Genomic DNA, 15,911 nt, shown 5'->3' on the forward strand with positions numbered 1-15,911 from the left:
CAACTGCCCCAGGAATGGTAATTATCGGGATTTAAATCTCCCTAAAAGGTATTGAATTTAAAGCCGGAAAAAAGCAGGACGGGGGTTTCGATTGGCACGATCGCAAACCCCCGTCCTGTCTCTTTGACGTCCTTATCGAAATATAGCGCCTCCGAACATCCAACCCAGGTAGAAAACCACAGCAATGGAGACAATGTGGAGAATCCACCAGCCGCTGCGAAGAAAGCTGAAGCTTCTCAGTTCTATATCGTTAGCGTCTTTGATGTCCTGTCTGAACTCATCACTCATTTTTATGGCCTCCTTATTCCAGATTCCAGAAGTGGGGACTCTGCCATTATTATTCCAGCATTCATATTTTTTATGTGTTTGGCAAAAAATTTACTTAAAACCCGCTTTAAATTTGACAAAGGGCCATTATTAACTAGAATGTATATAACAGAAACTATTGCACAATTATGTGCACATCCAAAAGGAGGCCTTTATGAATAACCTGCGCAGAGATCTTCTGAATCCTACCCTCAAAGATGTCCTGGAAAACTTCTGCCTGGATAAAACTTATACCGTCGGCCAGGGCAGTTATTTGATAGATGATAAAGGTATCCGCTATCTGGATTTCATAGCTCAATATGGTTCGGTTCCGTTTGGCTACAACCCCGACTTTATATGGGAACGCCTGGAAATGGTGCGCCAGGCCGGCATTCCCAGCCTGTGTCAGCCCTCTCTGCCTGCGGAAGCCTTAAAACTGGCCAATATGCTTGCAGAACTTACCCCCGGTGACCTGTGCTACTCCACTTTCTGCCAGAGCGGCACTGAAGCAGTGGAGGCGGCCATAAAACTGGCCAGGTCCACTACCGGCCGGGCATTGATCGTGTCAACCACCAATAGTTTTCACGGCAAGACCCTGGGGGCTTTGTCGGCAACCGGCAAGAGCTCCTACCAGGAGCCGTTCCGGGCGCCGGCCCCCGGATTCGTAAGAGTGCCCTACAATGATATAGAGGCTTTGCAGGATGTGTTTAAAGCCCATGATGGAGAGATTGCTGCTTTTATTGTGGAGCCTGTACAGGGCGAAGGAGGCATCATAGTTGCCCAGCCAGGCTATCTCCGCGACGCCCAGGCTTTATGCCGGGAGCACGGGGCGGTCTTTATTGTCGATGAGATACAGACCGGCTTGGGGCGTACCGGGCGTTTGTTTGCCTGTGAGCATGACGGCATTGAGCCTGATGTGCTTTTATTGGCCAAGGCTCTGGGGGGCGGCCTTCTGCCCATGGGCGTCTGCATAAGCTCACCCCGGGTATGGAACGATGATTTCGGCATGCTGCACAGTTCTACCTTTGCCAATAACAACGTAACCTGTGCGGTGGGGCAGGCGGTTTTAGAACGGCTGCTGGAGGATGATCAGGCCCTGATCAAGGATGTGAAACGCAAAGGCAGCTATATGCTTGAACAGCTTGAACTCATCGCTGACCGCTACCCCGGTGTGGTAAAAGAGGTGCGCGGGCAGGGCTTGATGATGGGGTTGGAGTTCAATGAACTGGGAGACTGCGGTTCTTATGATATGTCTTATCTGGTAGACCAGGGCGGATTCTCCGCGCTTTTAACCGGGTTCTTATTAAACTGCTATCACATCCGCCTGGCCCCTTACCTGAATAATTCCATGACCCTGCGTCTGGAGCCCGCCCTGACCATTGAAGACGAAGCTATGGACAGAGTGCTCCAGGCGGTAGACGATATCTGCAGAATCATGGCCAACAAGGATTATGGCAGGCTGTACCGCTATTTGATAGGGGATACGGCCATTCCCGGCAAAATTGTGGATTATCGCAGCAAGCATCGCCAAACCCGATATTCCAAGCTAAACAACGACGAAGCCCCGAGCAGGAAATTCGCCTTCATTATCCATTATCCCGGGCCTGAAGATGTGGTATTGAACAATCCTTCATTCGATGCTTATTCCCGCGAGGAATTGTTCCGTTTTATGGAATGGGAAAGCCGCGCCGCTGAACCCGGGGTGGTGTGCCATCTGCCCAGCATCCGCTCCCTGGACGGAACCGTTGCCGAGGGGTGGCTGATCGGGGTGCCTTATGGCGGCCGGGAAATCATGGGCTCCTGCCGGGAAGAGGCTGTGGAAGCCATCCGTAAAGCGGTGGACATTGGACGTGATCTGGGGGCCGGCATCATAGGCCTGGGGGCGCTGACTTCGGTGGTGACCCGGGGCGGGCGCTCCGCCCTGGGGAGGGGGGTTGCCATTACCAGCGGCAACAGCTTTACCACCTTGATGGCCATGGAGGCCCTGGCCGCAGGAGCCGGCAAAATGAAAATAAACCTGGAGCAAGCCCGCGGTGCTGTAGTCGGGGCCACTGGATCAATTGGCCGGGCTTGCGCGGTGATGCTGTCCGAACAGATTGCCAATATCACCTTGCTGGGAAATCCCGCCCATGTAAAGAGCAGCCAGAACCGCTTGAATTCATTGGCCGCTGATTTGCTGAGCTGGGCCTGGCAGCGTTGCCAGCAAGGAAATTTGAGCGGATTGGCAGCCTGGCTGGATAGTGCTCTTAAAACCGGTGCCAGGATATCTTCGGCCTTAACCCGGGATTTGAAAAATCATCTGACTCTCGGTCAACCGGTATCCTATAAAATGCTGCAGGAGTGGTGTGACGGCCTGGGCCAGCGCTGCCCCCTGCATTTATCTCTGGATGTGGAGGCCACCCTGCCGGATTGCCAACTGGTTGTGGCGGCCAGCAATTCGCCTGAGTATTTGATCTTCCCCCATCACCTGCGTTCCGGTGCAGTGGTATGCGATGTGGCCCGGCCAGCCGATGTGGCTCCCGAGACCATAGCTTCCCGGCGCGATGTATTGGTTTTAGAGGGAGGACTGGTACAGTTGCCCGACCAGGTTGCATTTGGGGCTAACCTGGGTTACCGGGACGGGGTCACCCTGGCTTGCCTGTCCGAAACCATGCTCTTAGCCCTGGAAGGGGATTATCAGGATTACAGCATCGGCAATAATCTGAGCTTATCCACAGTCACCTATTTGCGCGGCCTGGCTGCCAAACACGGCTTTGGCCTGGCCGGGTTAAAAATGGGCAATGACGAATTGGATGAGGACGATATCGCTGCCATATATCAGAACTCTCTGGTTACTCTCAAAAAGGCGGGCAGTCTGTAGAGCCTTGCTATGCATCACAGCATTTTGCGATACTGGCCGGAAAAGGTTATGATTAGGAGTGAAACCAGCCTTTAAAGCGGATGGTAAAACAAGGGGGTAGGGGCATGGATCTAACAGAAATAACCATTAGAAAGAACGGCAAATGGTATTTCGGCGAAGCCGAAATGTTTCGCCGCAATATTTTAAATATTTTAGCGCAGCACATTGAAAAAGCTGAGGACGGCAGCTACGGCATCCGCCTGGGCAGCGACTTCAACCCTCTGACAGTCGAAGATGTTCCCTTTTTGGCCAGCGGGTACTCCAAGGAGGACGGCAGAATAAAACTGACCTTTCATGACTTGCAGGAAATGTACCTGGAAGGAGAGGTTCGTTTGATTCTTAAAGGGGATGTCCCCTATATATCCTTTCGCTGGGAAGCAGATACCCGCCTGAGCCGCGGGGTGTACTGGAAGCTGAGCCAGTACTTCCGCTTCCAGGGTGATGACGTCTATATCGCCACACCCGCCTTGCAGGAACAGTAACTTTTAGACTGTAATAAAACCCCGTGGGGCTGCAAACACTGTACACCGTTACACCGGGACGGCAGACTATGTGAGAACTTTCGGTAAGATTTCGAAAAAATGTTTGGGATGCAATTTACTTTACACAAAAGATTACGGCCTACCCAATGATAGCAGATATGGGAGGCTACCCCTCATTTTTACCACAAAGTGCTGTTATTTGGCCGTTTGAAGGAATTTTTGCTATTGATTTATTGAGTTGCGAGAGGCAGACTTTTAGACACAATCTGCCTCTTCCTTGCCTGCCCTACCGACCTTTTTAGCGACCTCCAGCCCTCTTCTAAAGACTTTCACTCCTTGGCATTTTTTGTCTCTAAGTATCTAGCATAGTTTAAAAGTTCTGTTTTGCCATCGTCCGACAACGACAAAAACAAGTCTGTTAAAATATTGGTTTCTTGGACATAGCGGTTGTCGGTGAATCCAATCAGATAGCTAAAACCTACGTTCAAGGCCCTGGCAATGGCCGCCGCATGGATCAGCTTGGGCGGATGACAAGCTGCCTCGTATTTGGATATAGTTGCCTTTGATACCCCAGCCATCTTGCCTACATCCTCCTGAGATAACCCCCTTTCTTCCCTTATTTCCTTTAACCGTTGGGCAAATACTTCTCTTAGCTGTTTTGCATCTGTCTGATTTGCTCCTGTCTGTTTTAGGTCTTTATTAATCTTTACCACCCTCTTACACATTCTAATAAACATATAACACGAATTAACTTAATGCGCAAGAAATAATGATTTTTGTTAACAAAAGTTATTGACAAAAATTTACCGATCTGGTAGTTTGGTATTACCGGAGTTGCAAAAAGTTAACCGATAGAGGGGAGACGTTAATGACTTTTCCCATTGAGAGAAACATTCGGGCCGAACGGGTTCGGTGCGGATTGACTCAAAGAGAAATAGCTCGAAAGCTCGGACTTTCGGCAACTGGATACAACCAGAAGGAAAATGGAAAAAGGCCATTCACCCTTGAAGAATTCGTTAAAATATGCAAAATACTGCAAGCAAACCCAGATTCATTAATCAAAAAGTCCGATTAACGGGCTTTTTTTCGCCCCTTGGTTTCGAAATGTTAACAAAAAGAGGGCGGAGCGTCAGAAAAAAGCCAGGGATTTAATAATGGCTGCTATGTTTTAAATAATGATGAAAGGAGGAAAACCGGTGAAAGGGCTGTTAGTTGCATTTGCCATTACGGTTTCACTGATATCCGGAATGTTTAGTTCATTGTATATTTTCACCAGGATTTACCTGGATACGTAGCAGTAATTGTTAACTTTGTCACGGGAAGGATGGGGGGGTAGAAAATGCCAATAGGAGGAGGATAAAAAGTGACTAGATTACAAGAAATGTTTTTATTTGGTACTTTCATTTTTTACTTATTCAAAGGCGCATTGTATGTATCTTTGTACGTAGCATTGATCATTGTGGAAAAACATGCCCGGCAACGACATAAACAAATACAACTGTTTTTATGTAAAAAGAGGGCTAGTGAGCGGGAAAGATGGCAGGTGGCATATAGCCTATATGAAAAGCAAAGCGATATTCCAACATCAAAGCCTTTAGAATTATCCCAATTAATAAATAACCCCAATTCATTTACAGCATATTCCAATGTCAAACATTGCCTATAGGGCTAAAGTTTCAGCGACTTCACTCTCCTGAACCATCATAAATTTTGCGCCAGATATGATTAAGACTCTTAAGTTTCAGGTATTATCCGAAATGTTATACATGGAAGGTTCTTCTGTCCGTTATCGCGCTTTACGGTATAACTAATAGAATTAATGGTGCCGGAGGCGGGGGTGGGGGTGTGGCGAGACAGCAGAGGAAACCTGCGACCGAATACCAGGTTATCGCAGCGCGTCATTGCAATCCTACTGGGAGTTGACAAAAGCGTGGTGAAAAAGGTGAAACAGATTAGCCGGCCAATGGCAAAAAACCGCCTGACTCCTGCATTCAGGGCCTTGCGCCTGCTTCAAATTCCTTTTCCGCCCGGATTTTTATGCCCTGCAGGTTTTGCCATTGCTGTATACCCGCGCCGCCCGGTTCGATGATCAGATAGTTGAGCAGTCTGAGTCTCCAGCCTTCATTCTGATTGCTGCTCCAGCGCACCAGCAGGCGGGTGGTTTCTTCATCGACAGCCTGGAGTTGATAAGTCCAAGCCACCAGGTAGTCCTCATTTTGCTTACCGGTCAGCATCAAGGTCTGGGGCGGCTGTACCTTTTCGGCTTCCATCCCCAATTGCGGGGTGAGATGGATCTTATCCCCTTCCCGCAGATCCTGCAGTTCCGGAATGATACGGTTGGCTGACTGGTTGCCTTCATAAAAGTAACCCGGCCCGGCCATACGATTGATAAAATCCCAATTATACCAGCCCGCCCGCTTATAGCCCATCTGCACCACATAAGCCCACACCGTTTCCCGGGGAGCATTTATGGTGACCGCCTGGGTGTATTTCCAGTTGGGATCGGCCACCAGTCCATCACCCGGTATGGCAGCGCCGATTTCCTCATCGGTGGCGCCCATGCGCAGCATCCACGGCCTTACCACAACGATATAGAGCACTATTAGTACCAGAATAAAGATTAATGTCTTTTTTATCATGGTTTTCCTCCATGCCGGCAAAGGCCTGGAACGACGGTAAGAGCAGCCATTAACCATGGTTTAACGGCATTTTCCGCGATATACACTTGGCCGGGGGACACAGACGCTTCCCGATTCAGGCTAGAGCACCCCTAAATGCGGGGGCCTGAATAGGCGTTCATCATAGCTCAACAGCTCATCTAGCTCAGCCAGCATGCGGTCTTTATCCCTTGTCAGGATCCCGTTGATATTGCAGTAATTGTTGCTGTGGTCACTCAGAAAGACGCTGCCTTCGCATTCCAGGTTTTCCAGCAACAGTCTCACCTCGCGCAGGGTTTCGTGAGGGGTCTGCAGCTCGAATTCCCCGCTCTGGTAGGCTTCATACATAGGAGTACCGGGCTGGGGAAAAAATGTCCGCAAGCGTATAAAACTGGGGACGAATGCATTTAAGGCCTTGGCGCTGTTGATGGCGTGCTGCCGGCTGTATTTTCTACCGCCTACCCCGGCCAGATAGTACTCGCTCACTTCTATGCCAGCCTGTTTGAGCTTTAATCCCGCCGCTATGATTTCTTCGCTGCTGGTGCCTTTGCAGATCTCATTCAAGACCACATCATCCCCGCTCTCCATTCCCATATGGAGGCGGTTCAGGCCGGCCTCTTTAAGGGTTATCAGTTCTTCCAGACTTTTTTTATTCACAAACTTGGCCGAACCGTACACGGTAATGCGTTGCAGGTGAGGGAAACAGGCGCGGGCATAGCGGCAGATATCAACCAGCTGTTCAGTTTTCATCACAATGGTGTTGCCATCGGGGAAAAAGACGGACTGGACCCCTTCGCCATAATACTCCCGGGCCGTTTGCAGATCTGCCTTGATATCCTCTACAGGCCGGACGCGGAACTTCTTGTCTTTGTACAAATAACAAAAGGCGCAGCGGTTATGAGGGCATCCGATGGTGGCCTGTATAAGTAAGCTTCCGGCCTCGCTGGGCGGGCGATATACAATTCCTTCATAACGCATGGCTTAAACCTCCTTATATAAATCAAACATAGCAGATTGTATAATGCTTTTGAAGGCTTAATAGATACAAAAGCCTAATTTCCAGTTGTTTTCAGGGCTTTTAATGGCTATATTTACAATAAGATATACAAAGGAGCAGGATTATTATGCCCCTTCGGGTTTTAATTGCAGCCGATCAGGAAAGAGAACGCATTGTGCTGAGATATCTCTTGGAACAGATAAAAGCCGTGCAAGTTGTTGGGGAAACGGTCAGCGGCCTGGCCTCACTTAAATGTAGCCGGGAACAATTGGCCGACCTGGTTATAATGGATGTCGGCGAAATGGAAGAGGGCGCCTGGCAAGCGGTGTCGGCCTGGGCTGAACAGAAGGATGCTCCTCTGTTGGCACTGGTGGGTGAAAAGCCTGAACGGGCGGTTGAAGCCTTTGCCTGGGGAGCCCTGGATTATTTAGTCAAGCCTGTGGAATCCAAGCGCATCGAAAAGTCGGTGCTTCGGGCCAGGGAACGCCTTCTTGACCGGGAACGCATCCAGGAAATAGTGGAAATCAAACTCAAGGAAAGAATAGAATTCATTTTAGGCAAATACCGCCAAGCGAATAAGACCTTTAACCTTCTGCCGGTGCGCGGCAAGGGCAAAATCACCCTGCTGAAGGAGGAAGACATAGTATATTGTGAGAGCCAGGTAAAAAAGGTGATCATATGCACCCGCAACGGGATGTACATCAGCAACTTCACCCTGAATGAACTGGCCGTCAAGCTTAGCGAAATCGATTTCTTCCGTGCTCATCCGGCCTTCATGGTTAATCTGAATTATGTCAAAGAGATATTGAATTTTGGAGAAGGGTCGTATGTCCTGCGCCTGCATGGTTGTGAAAGGGACATAATTTTGAGCCGTTCCAGAGCTAAATTATTGCGGCACAGGTTAGGTATTTAATTTATACTTAATATAGTGTCACTGGGGATAAAAAACATACCGTACATACCATATAATTAACTTTATGGTGCTAAACCGCGGAGCATGGATAATGGTATAATCTTAAGAAAGCATGATTAAACAGGATTTTTGTCCTGGGCTGGGGGTGAAAAATTGACTAAAACCCGGTTTTGGTGCGGACATCAATTTGAACTGTCAAAGTAACCCGTGAAAACTACTAAACAAAACAAACCTAGCGAAAAAAATCACAAAATCTATTAATATACAATTAGGGTATTAGTACGTACAGACAAAAATGTGAGGAGGGTAGACAGAGGAGCAACAGGATGGGTGATGGGACGGAACGTCGTCCATCAAAAGACTCCCGAGAAAAATATGAAATAAAACTGGGGGATAGGCGTCTTTAGGTCGTTGAGATCTATAGCCGCAGGCGAGATTGGAGTGATAGAATGTTACCATTTTATGTATTAGAAAGGTATGAGGGTAACGAGGCCTTATTTAATCTGGTAATGATGTCCATCGTTTCTACATATGCTGGTGAGCCTTTGCATGTGCATGCTGAGGGGTTGCGCGGTACTGGTAAAACCACAATTATGAGATCTGCCCGGGGTATCCTACCGCCCATCGAACGCATAAAAGGCTGCATATATAATTGTGATCCCTATGATCCCCATTGTCCCCACCATCGTTATTTAACCCAGGAACAAATCGAATCCATCGGCACCGAAATGATTCCCATGCCGTTCTTAGAGATCTCCCACTCAGCCAAGGTGGGGACTGTCGCAGGCAGTATCGATCTGGCCAGGTTGACGGATCCTAATCATCCGGAAGCACATATGCTCCCCGGTTTGATCCCGCAAGCCCACCGCGGAATTCTATTTATAGATGAAATCAACCGCCTGGCAGACACTTCGCCAGAAATTACTGACATCCTGTTGGATGTGATGGGCAATAAACCCGGACACCTGCAGATTGAAGAAGCCGGATTACCGGCCGTGGAGATCATTGTTAATGTATCGGTGTGGGCAGCCTCCAACCCGGATGAAGACCCGGGCCCGCTGGAGGAGATACGGCGCCAGTTGTCAGACCGTTTTGACATGGTCTGCTATATGGGAAGGCCTCATTCAGTGGATATTCTTTCTCATATGCTGGCGGAAAATTCTCACCAGAAGAAAGCCCGTCTCTATAAGCAAAGAAGAGTAGTACAGGTGGATGAAAGCAAAAACGACGCCTATCGCCAGCAGATCATCCGCTGGGCTGAGCAGTATGACAAGACCGAGCTGCCTGACTTTTTGCGCAACTTCATTGCCCGCTTGTATATCAAGCATAATCTGGAAAGTATCAGGGCTATTGAGGCCATGCAGCAGGGATCGGTTTTGCGCTGCTTAATAAAAAACCGGGATAAGGTACAAATATCGGATGTTACCGAAACCATACCCCTGGTATTGAAGCATCGTGTCGACGGTGACACCCTGGTTCGCATCATTAACGACCTCGACACCCGGGGCAGCAAAGAAGGCATCTTAAGCTTCAAGAACCGTAAAGAAAAGAAAAAAGAGGAAGAAGAACCTGAATATTTTCAGCATGATGCCCGTTCATTGAAGGATTTAAGCCGCGGTGAATTAATCAATACCGAAAAGAACCTGACGCCGACTGATTATTAGGGAGGAGTGGTCTAAAGTGGCATGGATGGAAAAATCCAAAGTCGACAAGGCCGCTTCTGTAGGCAACTACCTCGGACTGTATCTGGGTCAGGGTCAGGGCATTCGTTTGGGCGAGAGTACGGTGGTGAGCTGCCATACCCATGGCCGCATGCCGGAAAAAAGAGTTAAAGGCCAGATTAAGATCTTCACCAACCGGGATGCGGGCAAATGCTTTTTGGATTTTGTCGATGAAGGTCAGGTAGTTCACATGGATGTGTTTCACCGGCCCGGCGAGGTTGATCCGGTTGAACTGGCCAAGGCCATCTTTTGGGGGTTTAATCAGTATTTCATCGTCAAAGACCCCCAGCTTCAGTACGCGGAGGATGAGCGCTTTAAGATAGCAGCCGGCTTTGCCACCAAGATATTCTTGACCACTGCTATGGGCAAAGGTACCGTATACGAATTGATGCAGGAAAAAATCCAGCCCTATAGCGAATCCGACGAGGGTCATGATCATGTCCATATCCTGGCCCAGCTGCAAAAAGAAGAATATTATCTGGTCTATGTAATCGCAGAAATTGTTGAAGAATTCATTCTCAATAACGAATTAAAACTGTCCCGGGTACGGAATATAACCCATGGCAATCAAAAACGGGAGGAAGAAAGCTACGCCGGATACATGCGCCTGCCCTGGAAAAGACTGAAGGGACAAAACGCCCGGCAGCTGCCCGATAAAGAAAATGTTAATCAGCTGATCATAAAACTGGCCGAAAAATTCGGCGGGGTGGAGGAAATTGAAGAATTTATGGAAAATTACTCCACTAATATTTTGAAGCGCAAAGGCATCGAACAGCAGAAGAAAAAATGGGGAGATATCGAAAACGATATAGAACAATTGGAAGAACTGGGAATTATTAAAGAAACTATGTTCGGCAAGGTATTAACTAAGCAAGGGCAGGCTTTAAAAGATTTTGTTTTAACCAATAAGTGTGAACTGGAAACCGAAATCAGGCGCAATATCCGGAAAATGCCGGCCGGAGGAAAAGGCCGCTATAAAAAACTGGGCAAGTCGGAAAGCAAAATGTCATCAGTGGAACTGACCAACCGCAACCGTACCATAAACAACCCGGACAAAAATTGGTCCGGTGACCTGGCGGTGCCGGAAACCATTATTCAGGCCAAGAAAAACAGTTTTTTGCGTGGCGATAAGCATCTGGTCATTAAAAAAGATGATTTGCATTATTATGATAAAAAGACTTATGTGCCGGTCGATATCTGCTTCTTGATTGATGCCAGCGGCAGCATGGCAGGGGATAAGAGGCAGGCCGCCTGTTTCCTGGCGGAACACCTGTTGCTGTCCGGCAAGGAAAAAGTGGCAGTGGTGATCTTTCAGGAAAGAAGCAGTCAGGTAGTGGTGCCATTTACACGGAAACAGTCGATTCTCAAGAAAGGGTTGGCCATGATCAATCCGGCCGGATTGACACCTCTGGCCAGCGGCATTATGACTGCAGTAGATCTGATCAAAAACAGTCGGGTGAGAAACCCCTTGCTGGTGCTGATTACTGACGGCTTGCCCAATACCCCGCTGTGGACTATGGATGCCAAAGCGGATGCCCTGGAAGCGGCGGGAAAAATTGAAGAGGCCAAGATTAGATTTATGTGCATCGGCATCGAGGCCTACCGCCAATACCTCGAAAAAGTGGCAGAACGCGCCCATGGGGTCCTGTATATAGTTGACGACCTGAACAAAGATAACCTCATCAGTATTGTCCGCAGCGAGAAAAAACAGCTGCAGGAAGTGAAACAATGACGTAGTTACCGGCTGTTGCTTGATAAGGAGTTTGACATTATTCGTGGGATTCTGCTAAAATTTCAATAGTATAATAGTTGATTGACATATCTGCTAATATGTAATTAAGTTTTCTTTTTAATAACTCCTCCTTCATACCGAGCACCGTTAGGTGCTCGCTTTTTTTATAATTTTATAAAAAGATTCATAATAACCGTCAGCGCTTAGTATTAATTAAAAGGAATATTTTGGAGGAGGCATATTTATGGCAAAGAAGTTGATTATTGCGCTGACGGCAGTTGTACTAGGCATCTGTTTGCTCAGTGGAGGCTGTTCTTCCAACCAGGGCGCTGATAAAGTACAGCAGCTTAAAGACTTGCTGCAGCAATCTATAAACCGGGAACCCGCCCCACAGCCGGCTACGCGCATACAGGATCTGCTTCCTGAAGCTCCGGTTGCCACTCAGGAAGAAATTAGCGTCACCCTCTATTATGGAGACCAGGATAATAAAGGCCTGGTTGCAGAAAGCAGGAGCGTGGAGAAGACTGCCGGCATGGCGCGAGTAACCGTGCAGGAGCTTTTCCGGGGGCCTGCCCAGGCCGAAAACGTAAGGTTGTTTCCTGAGGGTACGCAACTGCTGGACATCAACATCAAATCTGATGGTCTGTGCATAGTAGACGTCAGCAATCACGTTCGCAATGTGCCAACCAAGGAGCAGGCCAAACTCATGGTTTATTCCCTGGTTAATACCCTGGGTGAATACCCTACCGTCAAAGAAGTCAGCTTGATGATTGACGGTGAATATGCTGATTCGATCAATTATTTGGATTTATCCGAACCTCTGGCTCCCAACTACGATTTGACCAAATAATAAACAGATAAGCCGACGCAAAAGGCTGCAAGCAGGGGCAGGGCCGTTTTAGGCCGTGCCCTTGCTTGAAATGCTCATGGCCGCAAGGCCGCAATACTTCGCAGCCTCCGCTGGTTCGACCGGGGGGCCTTCGCGACTATATGTTGGATATCCATGCAATTTGTAGTATCGTTGTAAATATAATCTAAATTAATCAAATGAAGGGAGGGAAGTCACCGGGATTTAATATTTTGAATCTGCGCTCATGAAATTGATGGAGGTGGTCCGATTATGAGCCTTTTTAAGCGGATTAACGATAACATTAGAGCCAACCTGAACGCTTTGCTGGACAAGGCCGAAGATCCGGTAATACTTCTCAACCAGTATCTCCTGGATATGGGGGATGACATCGCCGATGCCGAAAATGCCGTTGCCAGGCAATTGGTGGTGGTTCATAAGCTGAAAAGGTTATATGAAGAAGCGGCCGCTTTGGCGGATAAACGCTCTGACCAGGCCTTGATGGCTCTGCAAAAAGAACGTGAAGACCTGGCCCGGGAAGCCCTGAAGGAAAAGAATCTGTACGTGTCCAGAGCCAGCGATTACAAACAACAATATGATCATATGGCGGAGATCGCCGATAGCCTTAAAATCCAGCTTCAGGAAATGAAGGACGAATTCGAGCGTCTCAAAGCCAGGCGCGACACCCTGGCCGCCCGGGTTCAAGCCGCCAAAGCTCAGAAGAACGTGGCAGATTCATCCCGCGGCTTCGTCAAAGACAGCTCCCGGGGGGGATTTGAACGCATGGAAGCCAAGGTTTTGCAAATGGAGGCTGAAGCCCAGATCGCCGCGGGAGACTTGAGCGGCGGCCGGTCGGTGGATCAGGAACTGGAAGCGCTGGGCGCCGGCGATGCCATTGAACGTGAATTGGCGGAATTAAAGGCCAAGTTAGAGGCAGGCGAATAATCACCCCATATCATTGTCATTTCCGGCCGGTACAACATTCGTAAATTGTGTATAAAGTTGGAGTGGATTTTTCGGAGTACAAGGCGGAGGCGTGAGCAATACTGGACCCAGCTCGATTGACGGCAACCAGTAATTCGGAAAAATCTACCCAGATTATGTGCATGAGTATACGGAATGTTTTACTACCTTCAGGAGGGAGAACCAATGGAGTCATTATATTGGGGTTGCCTGTGGGGAGGGCTGATTTTTGCCATCATTACCATTATTTTCGGAGATTTGCTGGGCGATATCTGCGGAGGAATATTTCATTCCCTCTCTTTTGATCATTTGGATTTCCTCAGTCCCGTGGTCCTGGTCAGCGGCATCACCATTTTTGGCGGAGCCGGCATTATGCTTGGACGCATCAGTTCGCTGGCCGCAGCTTCGGTGGCCGTGTTTTCCGTAATAATTGCCCTGATATTTTCCATATTGATCTATTTTGTCAATGTCAGGCCCATGAAAAACGCGGAGAATTCCAGTGGATATTCCATGGCGGAACTGGTGGGGAAAATCGGGACTGTGAGCGTACCGGTCCCTGGAAACGGGTTTGGAGAAATTTTGGTCAAAATAGGCGGAGGCAATACCAATCATATCGCCTGCAGCTGCAACGGAGAGGACTTCCCGATGGGAACCCGGGTGGTTGTGGCTGAGGTTGAGAATGGAGTTTTGAAGGTCTTTTTGTACGAAGAGCAGTAAAAGGAGGATTGATGCCATGCCGGGCATATTAAGCGTTATAACGGTTCCACTGATCGTAATTGTGATTGTTTTGGTGCTGGGTCTGGCTTTTTGGGCCAGATACAAGACGGTGGGCCCCGACGAAGCCATGATTGTGACCGGGTCCATGCTGGGCAGCAAAAATGTGCTTTCCGACGATCCGGGGCGAAAGATAAAAATCGTCCGGGGAGGCGGCGCATTTATACTGCCTATTTTCCAGGAAGCGAATTTTCTTTCCTTGCTATCCCACAAACTGGATGTTACCACGCCTGAAGTCTACACCGAACTAGGTGTTCCGGTCATGGCTGACGGAGTCGCAATCATTAAAATCGGAGGTTCCGTGGAGGATGTGGTAACGGCCGCCGAACAATTCATGGGAAAACCCAAAGAGGCTCTGCAGCAGGAGGCTCAAGAGGTGTTGGAAGGCCACCTCCGGGCCATTCTCGGTACTATGACGGTGGAAGAAGTGTACCGCAACCGTGATAAGTTTGCCCAGGAGGTGCAGGCGGTCGCCGCCAATGATCTCAAGAAAATGGGCCTGCAAATCGTTTCCTTTACGATTAAGGATGTCCGCGACAAGCAAGGCTACCTGGACGCTCTGGGCAAGCCCAGAATAGCCGCCGTCAAACGTGACGCCGAGATTGGTGAAGCGCAAGCCATAAGGGATGCACGTATTCAGAAAGCGCTGGCCGATGAAGAAGCCCAAAAGGCAGAATTGCTGAGAGACACCAATGTGGCCGAAGCTTTTAAAGAAAAGGAACTTCAGGTCGCCGCCTTTAAAAAGGAACAGGATACCGCCAGAGCCGCAGCGGATCAGGCTTATAAAATTCAGCAGGCCAAATCCGAGCAGGTGGCGGTGGAAGAACAGATGCGGATAGAGATGGTGAGAAAAGACCGGGAAATTGACTTGCAGGAAAGGGAAATCTTACGCCGCCAGAAACAATACGACGCCGAAGTGAAGAAAAAGGCTGACGCCGATCGTTACGCGGTAGAGCAGGCGGCTGAGGCGGACAAGGCCAAACGCCTGCGGGAAGCGGACGCGTTGCAGTATAAAATAGAGGCGGAAGCCAAAGGCAGCGCAGAGCAAAAACGCCTGGAAGGGTTGGCCATTGCCGATGCGGAAAGAGCCAAAGGAACTGCCGAAGCCGAGGTCATACGCCTGCGCGGTTTGGCCGAAGCGGAAGCCAAACAAAAACTGGCCGAGGCTTTTGAAAAATACGGAGAGGCGGCGGTATTGGACATCATCGTAAAAATGCTGCCGGAATTGGCCGCCAAAATTTCCGAACCGTTAAAATCCATCGACAGCTTAACGGTAGTTGACACCGGCAACGGGGCGGGCGCGGCCCGTCTGAGCAACTATGTAACATCATTGATGGCAACCGCACCGGAAATGCTGAAATCAGTGTCGGGAATAGATATCAATCAGATGGTTACAGGGCTGACCCATAAACAGCCTCAGCCCTAGCAACAATTGGGGGAAACGGAAAAAGGCGACAGTGAAAACCTCTCTGTCGCCCAAATTATTCATACCCGCAAGTGGCCCACTTGTGTCACAATTATTTACATATTATTGTATTATCGGTAATTATGATATATCAATGTAGAATTGTTTGGGGAGAAGAAAATGAATTCAGACAGAATGGGAATAGTTCAGAAGTT

15 protein-coding genes are annotated in these 15,911 nt (G+C 48.8%); 11 read left to right on the forward strand and 4 right to left on the reverse strand.

From position 1 onward, the window contains the following. Positions 1 to 132: 132 nt before the first annotated feature. On the reverse strand, positions 133 to 288 hold the full coding sequence (locus B3W37_RS05145; protein ID WP_481040841.1) for a hypothetical protein: 156 nt from the start codon (positions 286 to 288) through the stop codon (positions 133 to 135). Between the two features lie 193 nt (positions 289 to 481). Here B3W37_RS05145 and B3W37_RS05150 point away from each other — a divergent pair, with 193 nt between their 5' ends. Beyond that, on the forward strand, positions 482 to 3,166 hold the full coding sequence (locus B3W37_RS05150) for an aminotransferase class III-fold pyridoxal phosphate-dependent enzyme (protein ID WP_483174981.1): 2,685 nt from the start codon (positions 482 to 484) through the stop codon (positions 3,164 to 3,166). 104 nt (positions 3,167 to 3,270) lie between these two features. After that, complete coding sequence (locus B3W37_RS05155; RefSeq protein WP_483169652.1) at positions 3,271 to 3,687, forward strand: DUF1285 domain-containing protein; 417 nt, start codon at positions 3,271 to 3,273, stop codon at positions 3,685 to 3,687. A 329-nt stretch (positions 3,688 to 4,016) separates the two neighbouring features. Here B3W37_RS05155 and B3W37_RS05160 read toward each other — a convergent pair whose 3' ends face one another. Then, positions 4,017 to 4,400: a helix-turn-helix domain-containing protein gene (locus tag B3W37_RS05160; RefSeq protein ID WP_481040835.1), complete on the reverse strand. Its 384-nt coding sequence runs from the start codon at positions 4,398 to 4,400 to the stop codon at positions 4,017 to 4,019. A 155-nt stretch (positions 4,401 to 4,555) separates the two neighbouring features. Between B3W37_RS05160 and B3W37_RS05165 the strand changes: the two genes are divergently transcribed. Beyond that, a complete protein-coding gene (locus B3W37_RS05165; RefSeq protein WP_481040833.1) occupies positions 4,556 to 4,762 on the forward strand; it encodes a helix-turn-helix domain-containing protein in 207 nt (68 codons plus the stop codon). A 288-nt stretch (positions 4,763 to 5,050) separates the two neighbouring features. After that, positions 5,051 to 5,353 carry a hypothetical protein gene (locus tag B3W37_RS05170; protein ID WP_481040831.1) on the forward strand — a complete coding sequence of 101 codons (303 nt, stop codon included), beginning with the start codon at positions 5,051 to 5,053 and terminating at the stop codon, positions 5,351 to 5,353. Positions 5,354 to 5,678: 325 nt separating this feature from the next. Here the strand turns inward: B3W37_RS05170 and B3W37_RS05175 are convergent, their stop codons facing one another. Continuing rightward, positions 5,679 to 6,326: a hypothetical protein gene (locus tag B3W37_RS05175; protein ID WP_483169654.1), complete on the reverse strand. Its 648-nt coding sequence runs from the start codon at positions 6,324 to 6,326 to the stop codon at positions 5,679 to 5,681. A gap of 120 nt (positions 6,327 to 6,446) precedes the next feature. Beyond that, positions 6,447 to 7,322 (reverse strand): radical SAM protein, encoded by an 876-nt coding sequence (locus tag B3W37_RS05180; protein ID WP_483169655.1) that lies wholly within the window; start codon positions 7,320 to 7,322, stop codon positions 6,447 to 6,449. A gap of 146 nt (positions 7,323 to 7,468) precedes the next feature. On the opposite strand from B3W37_RS05180, the gene B3W37_RS05185 reads away from it, so the two are divergent. The 7 genes from B3W37_RS05185 (at position 7,469) to B3W37_RS05215 (ending at position 15,717) form a co-directional block, all read left to right on the forward strand. Beyond that, positions 7,469 to 8,254: a LytR/AlgR family response regulator transcription factor gene (locus tag B3W37_RS05185; protein WP_483169656.1), complete on the forward strand. Its 786-nt coding sequence runs from the start codon at positions 7,469 to 7,471 to the stop codon at positions 8,252 to 8,254. A 449-nt stretch (positions 8,255 to 8,703) separates the two neighbouring features. After that, positions 8,704 to 9,918, forward strand: a complete 1,215-nt coding sequence (locus tag B3W37_RS05190; protein WP_483169657.1) for a magnesium chelatase ATPase subunit I — start codon at positions 8,704 to 8,706, stop codon at positions 9,916 to 9,918. A 25-nt stretch (positions 9,919 to 9,943) separates the two neighbouring features. Then, a complete protein-coding gene (locus tag B3W37_RS05195; RefSeq protein WP_483169697.1) occupies positions 9,944 to 11,707 on the forward strand; it encodes a vWA domain-containing protein in 1,764 nt (587 codons plus the stop codon). 244 nt (positions 11,708 to 11,951) lie between these two features. Next, positions 11,952 to 12,557: a GerMN domain-containing protein gene (locus B3W37_RS05200; protein ID WP_481040822.1), complete on the forward strand. Its 606-nt coding sequence runs from the start codon at positions 11,952 to 11,954 to the stop codon at positions 12,555 to 12,557. Positions 12,558 to 12,827: 270 nt separating this feature from the next. Then, complete coding sequence (locus tag B3W37_RS05205; RefSeq protein WP_483174982.1) at positions 12,828 to 13,499, forward strand: PspA/IM30 family protein; 672 nt, start codon at positions 12,828 to 12,830, stop codon at positions 13,497 to 13,499. 204 nt (positions 13,500 to 13,703) lie between these two features. Next, positions 13,704 to 14,234: an NfeD family membrane protein gene (locus B3W37_RS05210; protein ID WP_483169659.1), complete on the forward strand. Its 531-nt coding sequence runs from the start codon at positions 13,704 to 13,706 to the stop codon at positions 14,232 to 14,234. Positions 14,235 to 14,250: 16 nt separating this feature from the next. Beyond that, positions 14,251 to 15,717 carry a flotillin family protein gene (locus B3W37_RS05215; protein ID WP_483169660.1) on the forward strand — a complete coding sequence of 489 codons (1,467 nt, stop codon included), beginning with the start codon at positions 14,251 to 14,253 and terminating at the stop codon, positions 15,715 to 15,717. The last annotated feature ends 194 nt before the right edge of the window (positions 15,718 to 15,911 follow it).

The organism is Syntrophomonas sp. UBA5494 (genome assembly GCF_002426325.1).

Coding starts and splice junctions, on each gene's coding strand:
- B3W37_RS05180 (WP_483169655.1), bottom strand. CDS start 7,322: ATGCGTTATGAAGGAATTGTATATCGCCCGCCCAGCGAGGCCGGAAGC.
- B3W37_RS05165 (WP_481040833.1), top strand. CDS start 4,556: ATGACTTTTCCCATTGAGAGAAACATTCGGGCCGAACGGGTTCGGTGC.
- B3W37_RS05175 (WP_483169654.1), bottom strand. CDS start 6,326: ATGATAAAAAAGACATTAATCTTTATTCTGGTACTAATAGTGCTCTAT.
- B3W37_RS05155 (WP_483169652.1), top strand. CDS start 3,271: ATGGATCTAACAGAAATAACCATTAGAAAGAACGGCAAATGGTATTTC.
- B3W37_RS05190 (WP_483169657.1), top strand. CDS start 8,704: ATGTTACCATTTTATGTATTAGAAAGGTATGAGGGTAACGAGGCCTTA.
- B3W37_RS05185 (WP_483169656.1), top strand. CDS start 7,469: ATGCCCCTTCGGGTTTTAATTGCAGCCGATCAGGAAAGAGAACGCATT.
- B3W37_RS05200 (WP_481040822.1), top strand. CDS start 11,952: ATGGCAAAGAAGTTGATTATTGCGCTGACGGCAGTTGTACTAGGCATC.
- B3W37_RS05215 (WP_483169660.1), top strand. CDS start 14,251: ATGCCGGGCATATTAAGCGTTATAACGGTTCCACTGATCGTAATTGTG.
- B3W37_RS05210 (WP_483169659.1), top strand. CDS start 13,704: ATGGAGTCATTATATTGGGGTTGCCTGTGGGGAGGGCTGATTTTTGCC.
- B3W37_RS05195 (WP_483169697.1), top strand. CDS start 9,944: ATGGAAAAATCCAAAGTCGACAAGGCCGCTTCTGTAGGCAACTACCTC.
- B3W37_RS05205 (WP_483174982.1), top strand. CDS start 12,828: ATGAGCCTTTTTAAGCGGATTAACGATAACATTAGAGCCAACCTGAAC.
- B3W37_RS05150 (WP_483174981.1), top strand. CDS start 482: ATGAATAACCTGCGCAGAGATCTTCTGAATCCTACCCTCAAAGATGTC.
- B3W37_RS05145 (WP_481040841.1), bottom strand. CDS start 288: ATGAGTGATGAGTTCAGACAGGACATCAAAGACGCTAACGATATAGAA.